Annotated in this window: 16 protein-coding genes; 3 read left to right on the forward strand and 13 right to left on the reverse strand. The window is 42.8% G+C overall.

The window, feature by feature from the left end:
• Window positions 1-159: 159 nt before the first annotated feature.
• The 6 genes from V5804_RS02740 to V5804_RS02765 form a co-directional block, all read right to left on the reverse strand.
• A complete protein-coding gene (locus V5804_RS02740; protein ID WP_369589838.1) occupies window positions 160-1,338 on the reverse strand; it encodes a threonine synthase in 1,179 nt (392 codons plus the stop codon).
• A 66-nt stretch (window positions 1,339-1,404) separates the two neighbouring features.
• Entirely contained in the window at window positions 1,405-2,298 is an 894-nt protein-coding gene (locus V5804_RS02745; RefSeq protein ID WP_369589839.1) for a LysR substrate-binding domain-containing protein, read from the reverse strand.
• A gap of 73 nt (window positions 2,299-2,371) precedes the next feature.
• Window positions 2,372-3,385: an aspartate-semialdehyde dehydrogenase gene (locus V5804_RS02750; protein WP_369589840.1), complete on the reverse strand. Its 1,014-nt coding sequence runs from the start codon at window positions 3,383-3,385 to the stop codon at window positions 2,372-2,374.
• 97 nt (window positions 3,386-3,482) lie between these two features.
• The gene (locus tag V5804_RS02755) at window positions 3,483-3,932 is read right to left on the reverse strand and encodes a type II toxin-antitoxin system VapC family toxin (RefSeq protein WP_369589841.1); all 450 of its coding nucleotides are present in this window, start codon (window positions 3,930-3,932) and stop codon (window positions 3,483-3,485) included.
• On the reverse strand, window positions 3,929-4,189 hold the full coding sequence (locus tag V5804_RS02760; protein WP_369589842.1) for a hypothetical protein: 261 nt from the start codon (window positions 4,187-4,189) through the stop codon (window positions 3,929-3,931). Before V5804_RS02760 ends, V5804_RS02755 begins: the two co-directional genes overlap by 4 nt.
• 160 nt (window positions 4,190-4,349) lie before the next feature.
• Window positions 4,350-5,207 carry a patatin-like phospholipase family protein gene (locus V5804_RS02765; RefSeq protein ID WP_369589843.1) on the reverse strand — a complete coding sequence of 286 codons (858 nt, stop codon included), beginning with the start codon at window positions 5,205-5,207 and terminating at the stop codon, window positions 4,350-4,352.
• A 256-nt stretch (window positions 5,208-5,463) separates the two neighbouring features.
• On the opposite strand from V5804_RS02765, the gene V5804_RS02770 reads away from it, so the two are divergent.
• From V5804_RS02770 to V5804_RS02780, 3 genes are read left to right on the forward strand one after another with little or no spacing between them, the layout of a single operon-like run.
• Window positions 5,464-6,189 (forward strand): YebC/PmpR family DNA-binding transcriptional regulator, encoded by a 726-nt coding sequence (locus tag V5804_RS02770; protein WP_369589844.1) that lies wholly within the window; start codon window positions 5,464-5,466, stop codon window positions 6,187-6,189.
• Window positions 6,190-6,246: 57 nt separating this feature from the next.
• Complete coding sequence (locus tag V5804_RS02775; RefSeq protein WP_369589845.1) at window positions 6,247-6,459, forward strand: hypothetical protein; 213 nt, start codon at window positions 6,247-6,249, stop codon at window positions 6,457-6,459.
• Between the two features lie 59 nt (window positions 6,460-6,518).
• Complete coding sequence (locus V5804_RS02780; RefSeq protein WP_369589846.1) at window positions 6,519-7,319, forward strand: hypothetical protein; 801 nt, start codon at window positions 6,519-6,521, stop codon at window positions 7,317-7,319.
• Here the strand turns inward: V5804_RS02780 and bglX are convergent, their stop codons facing one another.
• The 7 genes from bglX to V5804_RS02815 all read right to left on the reverse strand — a co-directional run bounded on the left by bglX (window position 7,320) and on the right by V5804_RS02815 (window position 20,201).
• Complete coding sequence (bglX, locus tag V5804_RS02785) at window positions 7,320-9,629, reverse strand: beta-glucosidase BglX (RefSeq protein ID WP_369589847.1); 2,310 nt, start codon at window positions 9,627-9,629, stop codon at window positions 7,320-7,322. It lies immediately after the preceding gene.
• A gap of 8 nt (window positions 9,630-9,637) precedes the next feature.
• The gene (locus tag V5804_RS02790; protein WP_369589848.1) at window positions 9,638-10,306 is read right to left on the reverse strand and encodes a GDSL-type esterase/lipase family protein; all 669 of its coding nucleotides are present in this window, start codon (window positions 10,304-10,306) and stop codon (window positions 9,638-9,640) included.
• Window positions 10,307-10,311: 5 nt separating this feature from the next.
• The gene (locus V5804_RS02795; protein WP_369589849.1) at window positions 10,312-11,679 is read right to left on the reverse strand and encodes a glucoamylase family protein; all 1,368 of its coding nucleotides are present in this window, start codon (window positions 11,677-11,679) and stop codon (window positions 10,312-10,314) included.
• A 66-nt stretch (window positions 11,680-11,745) separates the two neighbouring features.
• Window positions 11,746-13,218 carry a RagB/SusD family nutrient uptake outer membrane protein gene (locus V5804_RS02800; RefSeq protein ID WP_369589850.1) on the reverse strand — a complete coding sequence of 491 codons (1,473 nt, stop codon included), beginning with the start codon at window positions 13,216-13,218 and terminating at the stop codon, window positions 11,746-11,748.
• Window positions 13,219-13,237: 19 nt separating this feature from the next.
• The gene (locus V5804_RS02805) at window positions 13,238-16,240 is read right to left on the reverse strand and encodes a SusC/RagA family TonB-linked outer membrane protein (protein WP_369589851.1); all 3,003 of its coding nucleotides are present in this window, start codon (window positions 16,238-16,240) and stop codon (window positions 13,238-13,240) included.
• Window positions 16,241-16,612: 372 nt separating this feature from the next.
• Entirely contained in the window at window positions 16,613-17,578 is a 966-nt protein-coding gene (locus V5804_RS02810) for a rhodanese-related sulfurtransferase (RefSeq protein ID WP_369589852.1), read from the reverse strand.
• A 151-nt stretch (window positions 17,579-17,729) separates the two neighbouring features.
• Window positions 17,730-20,201, reverse strand: a complete 2,472-nt coding sequence (locus tag V5804_RS02815; RefSeq protein WP_369589853.1) for a DUF5686 and carboxypeptidase regulatory-like domain-containing protein — start codon at window positions 20,199-20,201, stop codon at window positions 17,730-17,732.
• Window positions 20,202-20,711: the final 510 nt, after the last annotated feature.

Consider the following 20,711-nt stretch of genomic DNA (forward strand, 5'->3'; position numbering starts at 1 on the left):
TTAAATGTGGCAAAATTAATTCCCCTATCGTACCTTTATCCACGGTTCCCAATCTTGATCTGACCTTTTATGATTTGCACCACAAAAATCAGCTTTTATTGGGAACCTTGTTTTACCCTCTAAATAAGTTTAAACAACTTCTTGATTAAAATTTGATGGTTACTGCCTCGCAATGATATTGTCCAAATATTTATAGCCTGTTCCCGTATTCAAAATCAATGCCTTTTCTTCAGGTTTGATCCAGTTATCGTCAATCAGCATTTGCGTGGCTTTCCAAACTGCGGCACCTTCCGGTGCCAATAAAACACCTTTTTCGCGTGCCGCTTTTTTGGTTGTGTTGATAATATCCTGTTCGCTGACTGCAATTGCCGTTCCGTTTGATTCGGCCAGCACTTCCATCATCAAATCCATCCCGAAAGGAAACGGAACGGCCAAACCATTGGCCACAGAAGCCGCCGGAAGGCCATACCCATTTTTTTTGCCGGTAAAAGAAGCATGCGCTTTAACCACTGGTTGGCAGGCTTCTGATTGTACGGCAACCATTCTTGGTAATTTTCCTTCAATCCAGCCCATTTGCTGCATTTCTTTAAAAGCCTTCCAGATACCGATCAAACCTGTTCCGCCACCGGTTGGATAAACAATCACATCAGGTAATTGCCAGTTAAAATGTTCTGCAATTTCGTAGCCCATTGTTTTTTTGCCTTCAATGCGATAAGGTTCTTTTAAAGTTGAAATATCGAAAGCATTGGTTTCCAATTTGATTTTGGCCACTTTTTTAGCACAATCGCTGATCAACCCGTCAATCAAAATCACTTCCGCACCGTGCAGCTCACATTCCTGGATAAAAATTGCAGGCGTATGGCTCGGCATCACCACCGTTGCTTTAATGCCTGCTTTGGCACAAAAAACAGCCAGTGCGCCGCCAGCATTGCCGGCAGTTGGAACGATGCAATGCGTAATCCCGAATTCTTTGGCTTTAGAAACCGCCATCCCAATTCCACGTGCTTTGAAAGATCCGGAAGGATTGTAACTTTCGTCTTTCAAGTAGATTTTTACGTTTTCGTATGTTTCAAAAAAACGGGTTGGCGTGTAGCCTTCTCCCAAAGTAACAATATTTTCAGGTTCGAAAACGGGCAAAAACTCTTGGTAACGCCACATATCTTGACGGCGGTTTTTCAGTTCCTCTTTTTGCGGAGCGGCAGAAAGATCATATTCTACCAAAAAAGGTTTGTTGCAGCAAAGGGAAAAAGTTTGAAGCTGATGAATATCGTAATGCTTTTTACAGTGCGAACAAACTAAACCGGTAGCGAGAGAAGTGCTTTGAACAGATGTTTCCATCTGCCAAAAGTAGTTGCTGTACTATTACTTAGATCATACAAAGTTTTGATGAGCTATAACCAAAAATTATAACGAATTTAGGCAATAACGGATAAATTGTTTGGTCAGCCCGTATTCTTCACTTCCTTTTCTGCGGATAAAATAAAATTCACGTTTGATGGCTAAACCTGTAACCGGCACTTCCACCAATTCGCCCGAACTTAATTCGCGTAAAATAGAAGGGCGCGGCAAAAACCCCAGGCATTCATCTGCCAACAAAAAATTTTTAAGCGCTTCGGTTCCGCCTAACCTGATTTTAACTTTTAAGTCGGATGGTTTGATATGATATCCGGCCAATTCGTGTAAAAGTGCGTGCAAGGTTCCGGAACCGCGTTCGCGCAAAGCCAGCGGAACTGTTTTTAGCTCTTCTATCGTTAAACTTTTTCCTGCCAAAGCGCTTTTTCCCGAACAAACGGCAATCACTTCATCATTCAAAAAATGCTGGTAAGAAACCGTGGTCAGTTTATTTTCTACTTCAACAATGCCAACATCAATTTCATGGTTCAGCAAAGCGTTCATCACGTTTTCCGAATTCCGGTTCACCAACTGCACATCCACGTTTTGAAACTTTTGCTGAAAACCGGATAAAATAGAAGGCAAAACGTACAAAGCTATGGTTGTACTGGCACCTAATTTTAAAAACCCGGCAGCACTTTCCCCTTTGCCCAGCGTTAGTAGGTCAAACGCTATCTTTTTTTCTATTTCCCGCGCTTCCAGCAAGTACTGGTAAAGCTTTTGGCCAGCTTCGGTGATCAATATTGAATTCCCTTTGCGTTCAAACAGGGCCAGTTTGTACTGGTCTTCCAAAATTTTAATCTGCTTGCTTACCGCAGGCTGGCTGATAAACAAAGCTTTGGAAGCTTTAGAAAAGCTTAAATGCGAGGCAACTTCCAGGAAAACACGGTGCGTAAGAGCGATCATGCTGTTTTTATCACTAAGAAAAGGGCGACAAGAAATTCTTACCGCCCTTTACAAAAATAGTTGTTTTTTTAAATCAACCTGCCACTGCTTCCGCTTGGCCGATTAAATGATGCGCCATCAAATATTCTGCAATTTGTATGGCGTTTGTTGCGGCGCCTTTTCTCAGATTATCCGAAACGATCCAGCAGTTTAACGTATTTGGCTGGCTTTCGTCCCGCCGGATCCTGCCTACAAAAACTTCATCTCTTTCGTGCGCGTCCAGCGGCATCGGGTATTTTAAGTTCGCAACATCATCAACCACAACAACGCCCGGTGCCTTTTCTAATATTGACCTAACTTCTGCCAAATCAAAATCTTTTTCAAACTCCACGTTTACCGCTTCCGAGTGGCCGCCCATTACCGGGATACGCACCGTGGTTGCCGTCAGCCTAATGCTGTCGTCGCCCATGATTTTCCTGGTTTCGTTCACCATTTTCATCTCCTCTTTGGTGTAGCCGTTTTCGGTGAAAACATCAATCTGCGGCAATACGTTCAAATCAATTTTATAGGGATAAGCCATTGGCCCGTCAATTCCTTTGCGCTCGTCCATCAATTGCGCCACCGCTTTTACGCCCGTTCCGGTTACGGATTGATAAGTGGAAACCACTACACGTTTGATTTTAAAAGCATCATGCAACGGTTTTAAAGCCACCACCATTTGGATGGTTGAGCAATTTGGGTTGGCAATAATTTTATCTTCCGCCGTTAAAACATGGGCATTTACTTCCGGAACAACTAATTTTTTTGTGGGATCCATTCGCCAGGCTGATGAATTATCAATCACCGTAATCCCGGCATCGGCAAAAAGCGGCGCCTGCTGTAAAGAAGTGCTTCCTCCGGCAGAAAATAATGCAATATCAGGTTTCAGGCTGATGGCCGTTTCCGCAGAAACTACTTTATACGCTTTCCCCTTAAACATAACTTCCTTGCCGATGCTCTTTTCGGATGCAACGGGGATCAAATCTGTTACGGGGAAGTTGCGTTCTGCCAGAACCTGCAACATTTTCGTTCCCACTAAACCGGTGGCGCCTACAACTGCTACTTTCATGTTTGTTTTAAACTCTAATTGTGGGTTTTTAAATTATCCAAATATGCAAAAGATTTTGGTTTTGCGGGGAAGGGATGACCGACAGAAATGTATCGCCTCATTTCAAAACTTCAGGCTTTAAATATTGAACTTCCAAAAACACTTGGTGCAAATGGTTAAAATCAGCATCGGTTGTTAACAACCTTAGCCCAAGCAATGCAGCCGTAGAAGCAATCCAAAGATCATTCTTACCCATGTTTCGCGACGTTACAAAAGGATAATTTGAGTAAGAAGGATTTCGGCATTGAGAATAAGCATCAATTTCGGCATAAGTATCAACAAGGCTTTCATCAATATCAACAACAATTAGTTGATCTAACAATGAAATTAGCGTCTGCCGTTTCCTAATCCCCCAGTTATTCTTCAATGCAATTGATTTTGCCTCTGCAATAGAAACAATTGTTACAAATACTTTTACGCCTGTTGGGTTTATTTTTTGCATCAACAGTTGAGGTGTTCTGTGTTTCGCAAAACAGATTAAAATGTTTGTATCGAGCAGCAAGTTCATTTACTCTCTCTCAACATTTTTAAGGCCTGGGCTACCTCCTCTTCTGTAAGAAAAGCATCAGCAGGTAATTCTTTGAACTTCTCTCCAATCAACTCCGGATGTTTTCCCAATTTATTGGCAAAAGCAGTTGTACCGCCAGCCGCCATAATTTCGGCTACCGAATAGGATTTAAAGTTTGAAAACGATGGAGTGGCCTCGTCTGATTTTTTGATGCTTCTTTTACCCATATATTTTTGTTCCTTTTTATATTTAAACAAATTTACAAATTTTTTTTAGCAGGAATAAAGATCAAATTATTGCACACCAACTTTTAGTGCATAAAAGAAGCATCGGTAGCAACGATAATTTTATAATAGTATTGAAGTTTTTAGAATGTATTGAAAAAGGATTTTTATTCGTATTACAACTTCTCATCTTTCAAATCCATTTTGCTTTTACGGCCGCAGCAACCTGATTGCCTTGTGCACGACCGGCAATAGCTGCCGCACTTTTATGCGTAGGGTCATACGGATTGGTGCCAATTGCAGCTTTGCTCTCTGCATCGGGCACAATGAGGAATACATCGGCCTGCTGTTTCATTGTTTCAATATCCTCCACTACGCCCGGAATTAAACCGTAGCCTTGCGGCATTGGGGCAAGAACAAGTACTGTTTTGTATCCAACCGATAGCAGCACATTGGTAGAAGATACCATTCCACCATCAATCCATTTCCTGCCATTTCTTTCCACAAGCGGCCAAATACCCGGAACAGCACCACTTGCAGATACAGCGTCAACTAAAGACATTCCTGAAGTATGGTCAAAAACGTTCAATTGCCCGGTTTCGGCTTCTATTGCGGTTACCTTCAATGTTTGTGGCCACGTGGTAGTTACCAATCTGTTTTGAACCACCATTTGGCGTTGAGAAGTTGGCACAGGTTCCGGGTTTGCTTTAGCAATGTTTCCAAATGCCGCCCCTACCTTCTGCCTGTCGCTTCCACCAATCTTAAAAGCTTCATACCAGGCATTCATAATTTCTTTATTTGCTGTTGCAGGTATTTCACTATCATTCTGTTCTAACTGGGTCGAAAAAAGTTGTTCCATATCATAACCGCTCGAAAGGGCTACCCCAACAAATGCCCCTGCAGATGTACCAAAAACCGTGTTTGCTTTATGCAATTCTACCCCATTTTCCAATAACCCAGTTAGGATTCCTATCTCCCAGCCGATAGCGGTAATTCCTCCACCGCCTAAAACAACCGCCCTGTCATGTGTTGTAATTTGATTTGTACTCATCGTGTTTTTGTTAATTTCTATTTTAGAAGTGAAGAAATTTATTATAGATTTTGTTTATAACAAGATTAAACAAAATCACAGGATTTTTTAATTAGGAATAGAGACCATCTCGTGAAACACCAATTTTTAGTGCATAAAAGAAGCATTGGCATTAATCGAAATCCAAAACCTTAACACAAATTTTTAACTTTGCTGCTGATTGCTGACGGCTTACAGCTATCAACCATAAACTATTAACCATCAACCAAAAACATAAATGGGAAGAGCATTTGAATTTCGGAAAGAAAGAAAATTTAAAAGATGGGCCAAAATGGCCGTACAGTTTACTCGTTTAGGCAAAGAAATTGTAATGGCGGTGAAAGCCGGCGGCGGTAGTCCGGATACCAATTCCAGGCTGCGTACGGCCATGCAAAACGCCAAAGCCGTTAACATGCCGAAAGACCGCGTAGAAGCAGCCATCAAACGGGCAACCAGCAAAGATGAAGGCAACTACGAGGAAATTGTGTACGAAGGTTACGCGCCGCATGGCGTTGCCGTTTTGGTAGAAACCGCTACGGATAACACCAACCGTACGGTGGCCAATGTGCGCAGTTATTTTACCAAAACCAATGGCTCGTTGGGGAAAACGGGGTCGTTGGATTTTATTTTCAGCCGAAAATCTGTTTTTACCTTCGACCCAAAAAACCAGGATTTGGACGAGATGGAACTGGAACTGATTGATGCCGGGCTGGAAGATTTGTTTACAGAAACCGATGAAGAAGGCAACGAAATAGCCGTAATCCATGCCGCATACGAAGATTTTGGCAAAATGCAGAAAGCGCTGGAAGAAAAAGGCATCGAAACCAAAAGTGCCAAACTGGAACGCATTGCGCAATCGCACCATGAAGTTACCGAAGAACAAGTTGCCGATGTGATGAAACTGATTGACAAGCTGGAAGAAGACGACGACGTGCAGGCCGTTTACCACAACATGGCAGAGTAGTTGTTGCTGATTTTTGTGTGGTAAAAGAAGTATCTTAGAATTTTAAAATTTTAAATTATGGCTGATAAAGATTTGCTTGAAATAATCGCTGATATGCTGCGAAAGCTGGATCAACATTCGGAAACACTGGAAATACAAAATAAAGCACTAACTTCTTTCATGGAAGGTACGCTTAAGCAGTTTGACCAACAACAAATTTTTAATGAAAGATTATTCAAAATGAATGACAAGCTTATTGAGCGGTTAGAAATTCTGGAAAATAAAAAATAAATCAAAAATTATTAAGCTTGTAGATGTTCGCAATTAAAAATTGGAGTAAGTAATTGCTAATGCTAACCTTCGAAGAGTTTTTCAAGAAAAAAAGGATAGACCTGCAGCATCTGCAACAGGCCGAGCCGGGTTTGTTTGCCGAGTTTAGCAAACACTATCCTTTAATGGGCGAAAAAAGCTTTGACTATACTAAAAAGTACTGGTTTAACAGTTTGCGCCGCTTGTACCCTTTGGCCGAAGAACCGAAAGCGCATAAAGTGAAAGCCGATGCGATTTCGCAAACCGCAGTACAAGGCGTAGCGGTTGCAGCGGCACAAAACGTAAACGCAGCCATCGAAAGGCCGAAATTTAAAGAAGACAACCTGCCGGAACTGGTGGAAGCAAATGTACCTGAACAGGACGTTTCGCTGGCGAAAGAAGAAAAATTAATTATTGAAGGAACATCGGAAGCTGAACTTGCAACCGACAACCCGCAACCAGCAACTGAAGCAGTAAAACCAACTTTTAAACCGCGTTTTAATTCTAAAATAATCAAAAAACCGGAAGCCGAAGCCGCACCAGTACCGGCTAAGGAAGCTGAACCGGCAATGGAAAACCCGCAACCGGCAATCGAACAAAAACCTGCTTTTAAACCACGGTTTAATATGCAAAACATTAAAAAAGAACCGGTAAAAACAGCATCAGAAACAGAAACTAAAAAACCAATTCCGGAACCGGCGCCAACTGAAAACGCAGAACCGGCAACTGAAATTCCTCAACCCAAAACAGAAGAAGCGAAGCCTGTTTACAAGCCTCGCTTCCAAATGAAAAACATACCAAAACCGGCAGCAGGAAACCCGCCGCCGGAAACTGAAGACTAATTACGGCAACAATGTAAAGGATGCTTCTTTTACATCACTTGAATTGGTGCCTGTGTAAATTTTAAAATCGCCTGGTTCGGAATCAAATTTTAAATCAGAATTGTAGAATTTCAGGTCGTTGTTGGTGATGGTAAACTGTATGTTGCGGCTTTCCCCTTTTTTCAGGAAAATCTTTTGAAAGCCTTTCAGCTCTTTTACCGGGCGTGTAATCGAGCCAACCAAATCCTGGATGTACAATTGCACCACTTCTTCGCCGTCAAAATTTCCGGTATTGGTAACTTTAACATTTACTTTGATCGCATCTGTTTTGCGGATCCGGCTTTTATCCAACACCGGTTTTTCATAAGTAAAAGAAGTATAGCTCAAACCAAAACCAAAAGGATAAAGCGGGTCGTTGGAAACATCCAGATAATTGGAACGGAACTTTTGGAACCATTCGCCTTCGCCCAGCGGCCGACCGGTATTTTTATGGTTGTAATACAATGGCACCTGGCCAACATTTTGCGGAAAAGTGGCCGTCAATTTTCCCGATGGGGTTACATTTCCAAATAATACATCGCCAATCGCATCGCCTGCCTCCGATCCGCCAAACCAAACGTTTAAAATAGCAGGAACATTTTTGCTTTCCCAAGTCAAATCCAACGGGCGGCCGGTAAACAAAACCAGGACAACCGGTTTGCCGGTTTTTAACAAAGCCTGCACCAAATCCTGCTGAATTTTTGGAACCTGGATATTGCTGCGGCTGCTGCTTTCGCCGCTCATTTCTGCGGATTCGCCAACGGCAGCCACAATTACATCTGCTTTTTCGGCCGTTCTTAAAGCTTCTTTCAAGATGTCTTCGTTGGATCGTAAATCACGGTGCAAAGATTTTCCAAACATCGTGGCACGTGCTTCAAAGGCAGAATCGGCATCCAAGTTAGAACCCTTGGCATACACAATTTTAGCTTTGTTTCCTGTCGCATCTTTCAAAGCGGTAACCAAAGATTTGTAATTTGTAGGATCGGCAGCTACGCTCCAAGTGCCCGACATGTTTTCTTTGGCATCCGCCAGCGGACCGATCAAAGCAATCGTTCCGCTTTTTTTAAGCGGTAAAATTTGGTTTTGGTTTTTCAGCAAGACAAAACTTTTTGCTGCAATTTCCCGGGCAGCTTTCCGGTTTGCTGCTGTGTAAATTTCGGTTTGCGCCCTTTTTACATTACAAAAACGGTAAGGATCGGAAAATAAACCCAGCTTATATTTTGCTTCTAAAACCTTTCGGCAAGCCCGGTCAATATCCTGTTGGGTTACTTTTCCTTCCGCCAAAGATTTTTTTAAGGTGGTGAGGAACCCTTCGCCAACCATATCCATATCTACACCCGCTTTCAATGCCAATGCCGAAACCTGCTGCAAATCGCCCATTCCGTGGGCGATCATTTCGGGCATCCCTGTATAATCCGTTACCACAAAACCGTTGAAACCCCATTGCTTTCTCAGCACATCCGTTAGCAGCCATTTGTTGCCCGTTGCCGGGATGCCGTCCACCTCGTTAAAAGAAGCCATCACGCTACCCGCACCTGCATCAACGGCCGCTTTGTAGGGCGGCATGTATTCGTTAAACATCCGTACACGGCTCATATCAATCGTGTTATATTCCCGTCCTGCCTCTACGGCACCGTACAAAGCATAATGCTTTACGCAAGCCATAATATTGTTGGGTTGAGAATAATTTTGTCCCTGATAACCTTTTACCATCGCCCGTGCAATCTGGGAACCGAGATAAGGATCTTCACCAGAGCCTTCGGAAACGCGGCCCCAGCGTGGGTCGCGGGAAATATCAACCATCGGCGAAAACGTCCAGCAAATGCCATCGGCACTGGCTTCGGCAGCAGCAATTTGTGCGCTTCTTTCGATGGCCTGCATGTCCCAGCTACAAGATAAACCTAAAGGGATCGGGAAAACGGTTTGATAGCCGTGGATCACGTCCATACCAAAAACCAAGGGGATTTTTAAGCGGCTGTTCTCCACTGCAAATTGTTGTGCCGCCCGGATTTTGGCAACAGATTTAATGTTGAACAAACCGCCCACCTGCCCGGCCTTCATTTTTTGTTCGATGCCGCTGTTGCTGGCGGTACCAGTGGTAAAATCCCCGGAACTGGGTAAATTAAGCTGGCCGATCTTTTCCTCCAGCGTCATTTTCTTCATCAAAGCGGCAACAAACTGGTTCATTTGCTGAGTATTTGCCGTGGAGTTCACCTTTTTTTGCTGGCTAAAAACAGCATCGGTAAAAATTAAAGAAAGGATTATAGTGAAGCAGAAAGTACTTTTTTTCATATAAAAGTTTAGTGTTTGATTAAATAAGGCTCAATGGCTTTTGTCCATATTTCGTAGCCTTTTTCGTTCATGTGCAATTGGTCTTCAACGTAAAGTTCCGGCCGCATTTGTTTTTTATTGTCCAACATCAAATCATAAATATTGATGAAGGAAGTTTTTGGCTGCCCACGAAGATACTTTTTAATTAGCTGATTCGATTCAATTATCGTTTGCAGGAATTTGGCCCGGCTTGGGCTTGGCTTGATCGAAATAAAAGCAACCGGAACGAGCGGAAGTTTTTGGCGGATCAAAGTAAACAAGGTTTTGAAACGGTTTAAAACGGTTTTCGCAGAAACATTGCCTTCAGCAATATCGTTTTCACCGCTGTAAATTACCACTTGCCGGGGCTGGTAAGGGTCAACCAGGTCATTCACATAAAAAACAGCATCGGTTAAAGTAGAACCGCCAAAACCGCGGTTGATAGCCTGGTAAGCAGCAAAAGTTTTCTCTAAATCTGCCCACTTCCTCAAAGATGAACTGCCGATAAACAAGACACCGTTTTTTGGCGGCGGATGGATGCTGTCCTGCTTTTTGAAAGCTTCTATTTCATCGTAAAAAGCATGTTTTTGTTGCGCAGAAACTTTGGGGCACCAAAAAAATGCCGGTAAAAGAAGCATCAACAGGAATAGTTTTTTCATCTCGATCAATTGATGTTCGGGCTGCTAAAGCCTAATTTTTTTAACCCGGATTTTACTTCTGGGCAGCTCATAAACAGTTTCCACAATAAACCTGTTCGCCCGTTTTCAATCATGACAATTTCCGGCCCCTGGTCAATGCCCAAATATTTTTTCGGGTACCAGTTTGCCGTTTCGCTAAAAGCATCGTAAAAACCGTATTCGCCCCAAACTTTATCGCCCAAACCTTCATACAAATACCGGATGACCTGCATTGATTCTTTTGGCGTATAAGGATAAGAAGAAATAGCGGCCGTTGGGGCAATCACGCCTAAATCATCCTTAACATTGGGCGCATGGGCAGCATAACCATTTACAGAATAACTGGCCGTAAGCCCCCAGCAGTTTTCGCCATAACCGGTATATTTTTTCGGATCTTGGATGCAGTATGCGCGGTTGATCAAGGTGGTGTTCCTATTGTTTAACCAATAATCGGCGTATTCATCCTTCAAACCTTTTGGGTTGAGGCCGAGGTAAGAATAATGCGCCCAAAAAAGCGGGCCAACCGTTTCGCCAACCACGTTGTGTTTTAAAGTGATGAGGTAGCCATAAGGCTTGATGTTGGTTTCGATGCCGCCACTGCGCGCCCAGCCTTCGTGGTAAACTGAGGCCGGAATAGTGTGCGTTGGGGAAGATGCCGCCAGTACATACAAAATCAAACATTCGTTATATCCTTGCACCGGGAAGTTTTCGATCCAGTTATATTGCGGCGACCAGTGCCAGTACAACACATTTTTACCGCCCTGCCTGTACCAGTTGTAGTCCACGCCTTTCCAAATTTTATCAATACGGGCGGCCAGTTGCTTTTCTTCGGAATTTCCGTTTGCGTAATATTGCCTCACGCAAAGCAAACCCTGCATCAGGAAGGAAGTTTCCACCAAATCACCACCGTTATCTGTTTTTCCAAATGCTTTTGATTTTCCGTCCGGCAGCATCCAATGTGCATATGCTCCGTGAAAACGATCTGCTTTTTCTAAAAAACCAACGATCTTTTTAAAGCGTTCTGTGCCTTGTTTTCTGGTGATAAAATGGCGTTCCATGCCAACCAAAATCACCATCACGCCAAAACCCGAAGCACCGGTAGCAATGGTGTTTTTATCATTTTCGGGGTAAACGCCGTCCATGTGGATACGTTCGTGTGCCATGCCCGAAACCGGATCGGCACCTTGCCAGAAATATTGAAAGGTGCGTTTCTGCACCGTGTCCAACAGTTGGTTATCGGTCAGCTTTTTTCTGTTTTGAGCCTGAACCGTCAATGAATTTAGGGCGATAAAAACAGTATGCAACAGCAACAGGATGGCAACACCGGGTTTGGGGAATACTGTTTTTATCGGCATAATTTTGGTATTGGAAGAAACAATAAAGCCGGAACAAAAGCTGTTCCGGCTGTAAGATTGGTGTTTTTAATAACCCGGATTTTGAGTGAGCTTTCCGCCGCTCAAATCAATTTCGCTTTGTGGGATTGGCATTAATTCGTTTTTACCTACTTTAAAACCTTTTGCGCCAAATACTGCCGGCCCTCTGCCCTGCCGAACCACATCAAAAAAACGATCAAATTCCATGGCCAGTTCCACTTGCCGTTCGTGCCAAATAGCTTGGCGCAAAGCTGTTTGATCGGTGGTGGTAACTTTTGGCAGGATACCGGCATTACTTCCGCGCGCCCTTGCCCGAACCATTTCGAGCGAATTTAATGCCGCTGCCGAATTGCCTGTTTCGTTGGCTGCTTCGGCATTCATCAGCAAAACCTCAGCATAACGAATGACACGAATGTTTTGATCTTCGCCTTCGTTTTGTACAAAAGGCACGGTAAAAGGCACATATGATTTTTGGTTATAACGCGGGTTATCGCCAACCGGATCAACTTTATCGCCTTCGGGCGTGGTTTCGCCCCTAAAAATAATCGTAGCATCCATTCGCGGGTCTCCAGGTTCAAACGCATTGACCAAAGCAGTTGTAGGAACGTTAAAGCCCCAACCGCCGCCTGTTTGCGCACGTACACCTTGTACTTGTGAGTACTGACTGGTTGATGCACCGATAACGTTTGGAAAACTTTGACATTGAATCTCGAAAACAGATTCGGAACAATTTTCGTTGGCTATGCGAAACATTTGTTCAAAATTTGGAAACAAAGAATAACCCAAACCCATCACCTGGTTGGTATAAGTAAGCACATCAGCCCATTTTTTTTGATACATGGCTACTTTGGCATGTAAGGCAAGGGCAGCACCTTTTGTTATCCGGCCAACATCGGCTGAACTGTAACTTTGAGGCAATACAGATGCTGCATCGGTCAAATCTTGTTCTACTGCGGCATAAACTTCTGCGGCAGAATTTCTCGGAATGTTATATTGTGTTTGATCGGCAGGAACATGCAAACGTAAAGGCACGCCGCCATAAGCCCGAACCAACCTGAAATAAGTGTAAGCACGTACAAATTTTGCTTCTCCGATATACCGTGCTTTTAAAGCTGCATCCATGTTGATGGCAGGAACATTATCCAAAACCTGGTTGCAAAGGTTTACTTCCTGGTAAAGCCCGTTCCAAAACCCAAACACCTGGCCTTCGGTAGAGGTATAAGTAAAGTTATCATACAGGTTAAAAAAAGCGGCATCGCTGGGGCTGCTGCCTTTTTCGGTTTCATCCGAAGGGACGCTTTCAACCGCGATAGCGCCAAAAGCCGTCTGATCAAAAGAGCGTAAATTGGCATAAACAGAATTAACTGCCGCTGTTGCATCTGCCGCTGTTGTAAAAAAGGTTTCACTGGTTTGCTGCGCTTGCGGCGGAACATCCAGAAAACTTTTTTTACAACTTTGTGCCGATAAAAGAAGTATCGCCAATAAAAAAGAGAACGCGGTTTTATTTTTATGCTTTAACATAATCGAATTTTTTTGGAGATTAAAAAGTAACATTTACACCTAAATTATAAGTGGCAAATAAAGGATAAACGCCATTATCTATGCCGCGGCTTAATACCGGCTGATCGCCTTGTCCGCCTATTTCCGGGTTAAAGCCTTTATAACCAAACAAGTTGATTGCATTTTGGGCACTGGCATAAATCCTGAATCGTTGTATCCTCAATTTTTTTACAACGTTGTCGGGCAAATTATATCCTAATTGTACATTTCTCAACCTAATGTAGCTGCCGTCTTCTACAAACCAACTGTTTGGATAATAATTGGCGCCTCCGCCAACATTGGCCGAAGGATAGGTGTTTGATGTACCGTCTCCATGCCAGCGGTGGTTATAAAAATCCTGTGTAAAGTTTTCGGCACCATAACGCAAGCCTTTATTGGCATTGTATAAATCAACCTTGCCTACGCCTTGCACATCCACAGTTAAATCAAATTGTTTAAACTTGAAATTCGTATTTAAACCGTACAAATATTTCGGGTTTGGATTGCCTAAAACGATACGGTCCCGGGCATCAATAACACCGTCGCCATTGGTGTCCTGGTATTTAAAATCGCCGGGACTGGCATCTTTTTGTGCCGAAGAAGCTATTTGTGCCGCATTTTGAAACACGCCTTGTACTTTGTAACCATAAAATACACCGATTGGCAAGCCTGCTTGTGTAATAGTGGTTAACTGCCCGCCTGTTGCGCCTGTACCGGCGTAAATAGGGTTGTTGCCTGTAATTACAGATAGCACTTTGTTATTATTAAAACTGAAGTTTCCGCCGATGGAGTAAGAAAAATCATCGCTTACAGTTTGCCTCCAGTTGGCCGTAAATTCCAGCCCTCTGTTTCTAAAGGTAGCCTGATTGCCAATAATTGTACCGTTTGTAGTACCCAGAGAAGCCAGCACAGGGATTGCAAAAATGGCTTGTTCTGTTCTTTTTTCGTAGTAATCGGCTTCAAATGTTAAACGATTGTTTAAAAATGCTGCTTCTAAACCTATATCGGTTCCTACGCCGCGTTCCCAGTAAGTAACCGGATTAACCAAAGTAGTAATGTTGGCCCCAGTTCCTGCCACGCCTCCGTTTGCAGAAGTATAATACGGGCTTCGGGTTACAGTTAATATAGATAAGTTAGACGGTACAGATGCGTTTCCTACTTTACCCCAACTGCCTCTCAGTTTTAAATTATCAAAGATATGCTGGTTTTTCATAAACTCTTCGTTGCTGATGACCCAGCCTGCGCCAATAGAAGGAAAATAGCCCCAACGCTGGCTGCCCAAAAACTTGGAAGAACCATCGGCACGCAAGGATGCATTGAGCAAATATTTATCCCGGAAAGAATAATTGACCCGGCCGAAATAAGAAGAATATGTGGCCAGCGAACCGCCGTCATTCACGCTTCTGTCTGTTGCGCTGCCCAGGGCAAGATACCGGTCTCCGGTGGTATTGTTAGGCACATCATAGGCAGAAGCTGTACTATTGTAGGTTTTGTAGTGTTGTGCTGTTTGGCCTAACAATACGGTCAGTTTATGTTCTTCGGCAAAAGTTTTATCAAACGTTAAAGTATTTTCGGCTATCCAATTGCGGGTTTGCAAATCCTTCAGCGTCAGTAAACTTCTTAAACTGTACTGGTTGGTAGTTGCTTTGTAAACCGGAATATAATTGTCGGTATTGTTTTGGGCCACTTGCCCGCCAAAACTGGTATGAAATTTAAAATATTTGGCAAAAGTTAAATCGCCGTACACATTTCCAGATAAGTTGTAGTTCCGGTTTTTCTGGTCAAAATAATCCAATTGTGCTTTCGGGTTGTTAGGGATGTTGCCAATCGGGTATTTTGCTGGATCACCATAAGTGCCGTCCGGGTTATAAACAGGAACTACGGGCGATGCGGTGAAACTGTGGTAAACAAGATCAATGGGAACATCAGTAGAACCGCTGCCTTGCAATACCGCACTATAGCCTATTTTCAGGCTATTAGATAAATTGACATCTTGTTGCAAATGTGAAGTGATACGGTCGTAGGTGTTTTTGTTTACCGTTCCATCCTGCTTAAAATAACCTACTGAAAAATTAAAAGAAGATTTATCCGTACCGCCGCTGACAGAAAGGTTATGGCTGGTGGTAAAAGCATTGCGTAAAATTTGATCGTACCAATTTGTACCGACGCCCAAACTTGCCGGATTGGCAAAAGTAGTTGTCCCGTTTAGTTCATTAACCAAAGTTGCGTACTGAGAGGCATTGGCCATTTTTAATTTATTCGTTACCGTTTGAAAGCCAACGAAAGCATTATAATTTACGGTTGGTTTGCCTTTGCCTTTTCTGGTGGTAACCAACACCACGCCGTTTGCCGCCCTTACACCGTAAATAGATTCGCTGGAAGCATCTTTTAAAATGCTCATGCTTTCGATATCATTGGAGTTGAGGAAGTTAATATCATCATACCAAACACCATCCACCACATAAAGCGGTGTATTGCTGCCATAAACAGTACCTGTACCGCGGATGATAATTTGCGGGGAAGCGCCAGGCTGGCCCGAATTGGTAATCTGCAATCCCGCAACTTTTCCCTGTAAAGCACTTACCGGGTTTGGGTCGGGCTGCTTGGACAATTCTTCGCCTTTTATTTGCGCTACCGAACCGGTAACATCAATTTTCCGTTGCGTGCCATAACCAACCACCACCACCTGCGCCAATTGTGTTGCTGCCGAAGCCAGTTTAACATTGATGGTTGTTTGATTGTTGACCGCCACCTCTTGCGTGGTATAACCCACATAAGTAAAAGTAAGCGTGGAATTAGCAGGTGCAATGATGCTGAACGTTCCGTTAACATCAGTTTGGGTGCCGGTTGTGCTTCCTTTTACCAAAACGCTTACGCCAATCAGGGTTTCGCCTGTTGTGGCGTCCGTGATTTTTCCCTTTACATTTTGTTGGGCAAAAGCAGCATTGATAAAAAGAATAAACACCAGTACCGCACCGGTCAGGTTGGTAAAAAGTTTTCTCATAAAAAGAATTTTTTGGTTGTTGGATTTTGAAATTAGAAAGTATATGGTCAGAAATATAACTTAACTTCTTAGGCTAAAAAAAGTTTTTGCAATGCTTACAAATAAAAACTTCCCGCTTGGTTTAAGGACCTGTTTAAATTTTTACATAATCTTTCGATATTCCCTGGATTAATCGTGATGCTTCTTTTACCCTATAAAAATTGGTGAGTAGTTGGTTTTCGATTTATTGAGGTTGACACAAACACCAATTTTTATAGGGTAAAAGAAGCATATAAAATTTAAGCAGTAATAATTTTTAAACAGGCTTTAAAAAAACGATGCTTCTTTTACCGGCATAAAAGAAGCATCGTTTGCTATTTATTTAGGCCAAATTTAACCGGCCTGTAATTGTCCTGGTTTATTCCTTTTTGCCGATACTTTTACCGGTTGCGGTACTTTTACATAATAACCTGTTCCATCGTAAACCCTTTTTCTTGGGTGGGATTTACATTCGGCAGAGCAGCAGCCGTTCAAAACTTCGCCGCATTCGTCGCATTGCGTAAAGTGCTCGTTGCATTCTGGGTTGGCACAATTGATCATTTTTGGTGTTTCTTTTCCGCAATTAAAACAACGGGAAATAACCACTGGGTTTATGGAATTTACATCAACCGACAAGCGGTTATCAAACACATAACATTTGCCTTCAAAATCTTTTCCGCCGGCCTCTTTTCCGTATTTGATGATGCCGCCGTGCAACTGGTAAACGTTTTCAAAACCTTGGTGCAGCAGCAAAGCCGACGCTTTTTCGCATTTGATGCCGCCGGTGCAATACGTGATTATTTTTTTATCTTTAAAAGAAGCAAGCTGATTGATCATCTCCGGGAAATCACGGAAGTTTTCAATATCCAAAGTTACCGCGTTTTTGAATTTGCCCAGGTTGTGTTCGTAGTTGGAGCGCACATCCAGCACAATTACATCGTCGCGGTCTTTCATCTCCATAAATTCTTTGGGTTCGAGATGGATGCCGGTCTGTTTGTTTGGGTCAATCATTTGCGGGTCGCGCAAACCGGAATGTACAATTTCAGACTTGTACCGGACGTGCATTTTTACAAAAGTTGGTTCAGCCACGTCATCCACCTTAAAATCTATGTTGGCAAATCTTGGGTCGGTGTGCAAAGTTTGCATATACATTTCACATGCTTCTTTTATGCCCGAAATTGTTCCGTTCAAACCTTCATCGGCCACAATTACGCGGCCAACTAAATCCAGACTTTTACAAAATTTTAAATGTTCGGCGGCAAATTGTTCGCCGTTTTCTATCGCAACGTAGCAATAATATAAAAGGGTTTGGTATTTCATAACAACATTGATACTGGCAAAGATAAGCAGAAAGGTTAATGGTTCATAGATAATGGTTCATGGCATTTGGAGGCGCCATGCAACTTTGAACTATCAGCCATGAACTATTACCCATGAACCATCATCTATGAACCATCCGCTATCAACTCCCTCAAAACCCATAATAAATCCTGAAGCCCTGGTGCACTTTTTTCTCTGCATCATAAGCGATGCCGTAGTCAACCCGAAAAATAAAACGTTGCAAACCCACATAAAACTCGGTGTAACTGTTGTAAGCTTTGGTTAGGCTGCCCAACGCTTGTTGCTGGGTCAGATAGGAAGCGCCAATAAGTTCTTCCAATTTAAACTGGCGCATAAAAGGCACTTTGTTCAACAAAAATCCTGAAAAATTATGCTCGAAATGGCCTTCCAAATATTGTGTCCGGGTGCTGTAGGGATAATAATCCAAAAAGTGGAAAGAGCCGATGCTTGGGTTGAACGTTAGGCTTTCGTTGCCCAAAAAGTGTTTGTAGTCGGGGTAAAAAACCTGTTTTCGGTCGAAAAATTTTCCGGCAGAAACCAGGAAAGAGGAATAGCCATACAAACCAACCGGGATTTTATTTTGGAAAATATGGATCGAGCCATAATCATAATTTTCATCAGAACCCAAAGCACCAAAAGCTTTACGGTAGTTTAACCGCACTTGCGGATACTTGGAAGGTTCGTAAAAACGGCCGTCGGGGCGCGTGGTATATTGCTGGTCAAACGTGAACAAAGCACTGCCGCGAAAAGTTAAAGACTGGTAAGTGGGAAACAACTGCGTTTCGGCGGCCGGGTTTAACGGATTGTTGGAAGTAAGCTTATTGTCCTGGTTGATCTTATCCAGCATGGCCGTGTTGTACAATTGCTTGTGGTTGGCATATTCCAATTGGCCGTTCAGCAAAATGCCGTTTGTTACTTCGCGCTGAGTGCCAATCATCACCGATTCGTTGCGGTAAAGTTTGAGGTAATTTTGGTTGTAAAGCAGTGTTCCAAGCGAGTTGATAAACAAACTTTGTGTGCCCAAATTGTTCAAGTCCAAAACATCCGAACCAATTTTTCCATAGATCGTCCCCTGGTTAATCGGGTCATAACGATAACTGGCAACTGCATTTAAACTTAAAAGATGGTTGGAAAAACCGTAGCGCAAATTTGGGGTGATAGAAAAAGCACGCCGGTATTCGTCGCTTTTGGTATAAGTTGCTTTTAAATTGACGGCAAAACCTTCCACTGTATTGTAGTGGATCTGCTTGTAAAAAGCCGGAAAAGTGATGGTTGTATGGTTGTACCGGTCGTTTTTGCGGTAATCGGTAATTAAAAAAGGAAGTACTTTAAAATGGTTGTTGGCGCGTTCTACCGAATCCAAATAATGCTTGGTGGTTTTATGGCCGGCCGTATCGTCCCGAAATTTGTAGTTTTTTGTTTCTTCGGCCGTGAGCGGAACCGGGCGGTTTTGGTTCCAGTAAACCGAATCTTTTTTGTTGACGCCTTTGGTGATCTTCATCACCTCGCCGTTAAAAAAGCCTTTCGGAAACTTCGGGTCAACGTTATAATTGCTGTAAATGCCGATGAAATAACCATCAAACTTAAAACCCAAAACCTTGCCTTTGAAAGCAAACTGCACAAAAGCGGGCTGCCAAATATTGTTTTTGACCGGAATATATTGCTGGCTTAAATTCAACGTATCAACAAAATTGATTTGCGATTCTTTGGTCAAATGCAAATCAACACTGTAAATGCGCCATTGCCCATCCACAATATAAATGTTGCCGCGAAAAACCGGGTCAAACTGCCGACGCGGGATCACCTGGATTTTGTTAACCGTTTGCCCGTTGATGACATCCGTTCCAAGCAATTTGTAGCGGTAATAAAACAGCGCGTTATCGGCAATGGGCGAAATAAAACCGCGATTGGTCAAACCGTCTAAAGTGATCAGGTTTTCGTAAAAAGACAATTGCAAGTCGGAAGCGCGGTTGAAACTGAAAGCATTGTTGCGGCCAGCAATTTTGGAAGAAACCATCACTTCTTTAACTTTGTCGGGCGCTTCAAAATTGAAATGCGATTCGGACTCCGAAAGGTAAATAATGCCTTTCCGGTTAGAATCCAATTGCAAAACTTTTTGCACATCGCGGCCTAAAATCTTCTTCGGCGCACTTAGCAGTTTTTGCACGCCTTTGACGTAAACATCGCAGGAATAAGCTTTCAGCTCGGTTAAATGTTGTTTACGCCGCGCAACGGTTTTGCGGATGATGGCATAGGCCGGGTCTTCGCCGTTGCCGTTTACCGATACTTCTTTTAGCTGATAAATTTCTTTGTCCAGCACCACATCGTGCTCCAAATTGCCTTCCACGGTTAAATGTTCTACCTTCTCCTTAAAACCAACAAAGCGGTAAATTACATCGTAAGTTCCGGGCTTGATGCGCAACTGGTACAAGCCTTTGTCATTGGCAGAAGTACCTGTCGTGGTGTTTTTGAGGTAGATGGAAGTAAAAGGGACCGGTTTGCCATCTGCATCGGTGATTTTGCCCGAGACAACAACCTGCTGGCAAAAAGCCGCGCCAACCAAAAACTGGGCTATCAAAAACAGAAGTAATTTTTTTTTCATCGGGTATAAAGATAAATAAGGGCTACAAAATCAACCATCGTTTTTGCTGTTTAAAATTATTTTTTTGATGGTTGCGGAATGGCAAAATATAAGTAGAAATTGTTTAAAATTTTTTCCGGCACGCTTTGTTTGGGTTGATGCTTCTTTTATCACCTAAAAATCCGAACCATTGTTTTTTGATTTATCAACTTTGTACGAACACCAATTTTTACCCGATAAAAGAAGCATTGCCTATTTTCAAGGTAAAAATTTAAACAGTGGCCTGAAAACTTTAAACAACCTCGCAATGAATATCGTGTTTCGTGCCAAAAGGTTTTGACAAAACCGTTGCTAATTTCGATAATTTGCCTGATACTTCTTTTACCGGTACTTTTTTAGTGCTTTATTACAAACTGTACACATACCTAAAGCCCTGGTAAATTTTGTTGCGGCCATCAAAAGCAAAACCATAATCAAAACGGATCAGCAGTTTTCGTATCCCGATATAAAACTCGTGGTAGTTGGATTGCA

Origin of the sequence: Mucilaginibacter sp., assembly GCF_041088075.1 — a bacterium.
GTDB lineage: Bacteria > Bacteroidota > Bacteroidia > Sphingobacteriales > Sphingobacteriaceae > Mucilaginibacter_A.

What these genes read in the sequence shown, in the direction of transcription:
- V5804_RS02740 (WP_369589838.1), bottom strand. Translation starts at nt 1,338, where the DNA reads ATGGAAACATCTGTTCAAAGCACTTCTCTCGCTACCGGTTTAGTTTGT.
- V5804_RS02745 (WP_369589839.1), bottom strand. Translation starts at nt 2,298, where the DNA reads ATGATCGCTCTTACGCACCGTGTTTTCCTGGAAGTTGCCTCGCATTTA.
- V5804_RS02750 (WP_369589840.1), bottom strand. Translation starts at nt 3,385, where the DNA reads ATGAAAGTAGCAGTTGTAGGCGCCACCGGTTTAGTGGGAACGAAAATG.
- V5804_RS02755 (WP_369589841.1), bottom strand. Translation starts at nt 3,932, where the DNA reads ATGAACTTGCTGCTCGATACAAACATTTTAATCTGTTTTGCGAAACAC.
- V5804_RS02765 (WP_369589843.1), bottom strand. Translation starts at nt 5,207, where the DNA reads ATGAGTACAAATCAAATTACAACACATGACAGGGCGGTTGTTTTAGGC.
- V5804_RS02770 (WP_369589844.1), top strand. Translation starts at nt 5,464, where the DNA reads ATGGGAAGAGCATTTGAATTTCGGAAAGAAAGAAAATTTAAAAGATGG.
- V5804_RS02775 (WP_369589845.1), top strand. Translation starts at nt 6,247, where the DNA reads ATGGCTGATAAAGATTTGCTTGAAATAATCGCTGATATGCTGCGAAAG.
- V5804_RS02780 (WP_369589846.1), top strand. Translation starts at nt 6,519, where the DNA reads ATGCTAACCTTCGAAGAGTTTTTCAAGAAAAAAAGGATAGACCTGCAG.
- bglX (WP_369589847.1), bottom strand. Translation starts at nt 9,629, where the DNA reads ATGAAAAAAAGTACTTTCTGCTTCACTATAATCCTTTCTTTAATTTTT.
- V5804_RS02790 (WP_369589848.1), bottom strand. Translation starts at nt 10,306, where the DNA reads ATGAAAAAACTATTCCTGTTGATGCTTCTTTTACCGGCATTTTTTTGG.
- V5804_RS02795 (WP_369589849.1), bottom strand. Translation starts at nt 11,679, where the DNA reads ATGCCGATAAAAACAGTATTCCCCAAACCCGGTGTTGCCATCCTGTTG.
- V5804_RS02800 (WP_369589850.1), bottom strand. Translation starts at nt 13,218, where the DNA reads ATGTTAAAGCATAAAAATAAAACCGCGTTCTCTTTTTTATTGGCGATA.
- V5804_RS02805 (WP_369589851.1), bottom strand. Translation starts at nt 16,240, where the DNA reads ATGAGAAAACTTTTTACCAACCTGACCGGTGCGGTACTGGTGTTTATT.
- V5804_RS02810 (WP_369589852.1), bottom strand. Translation starts at nt 17,578, where the DNA reads ATGAAATACCAAACCCTTTTATATTATTGCTACGTTGCGATAGAAAAC.
- V5804_RS02815 (WP_369589853.1), bottom strand. Translation starts at nt 20,201, where the DNA reads ATGAAAAAAAAATTACTTCTGTTTTTGATAGCCCAGTTTTTGGTTGGC.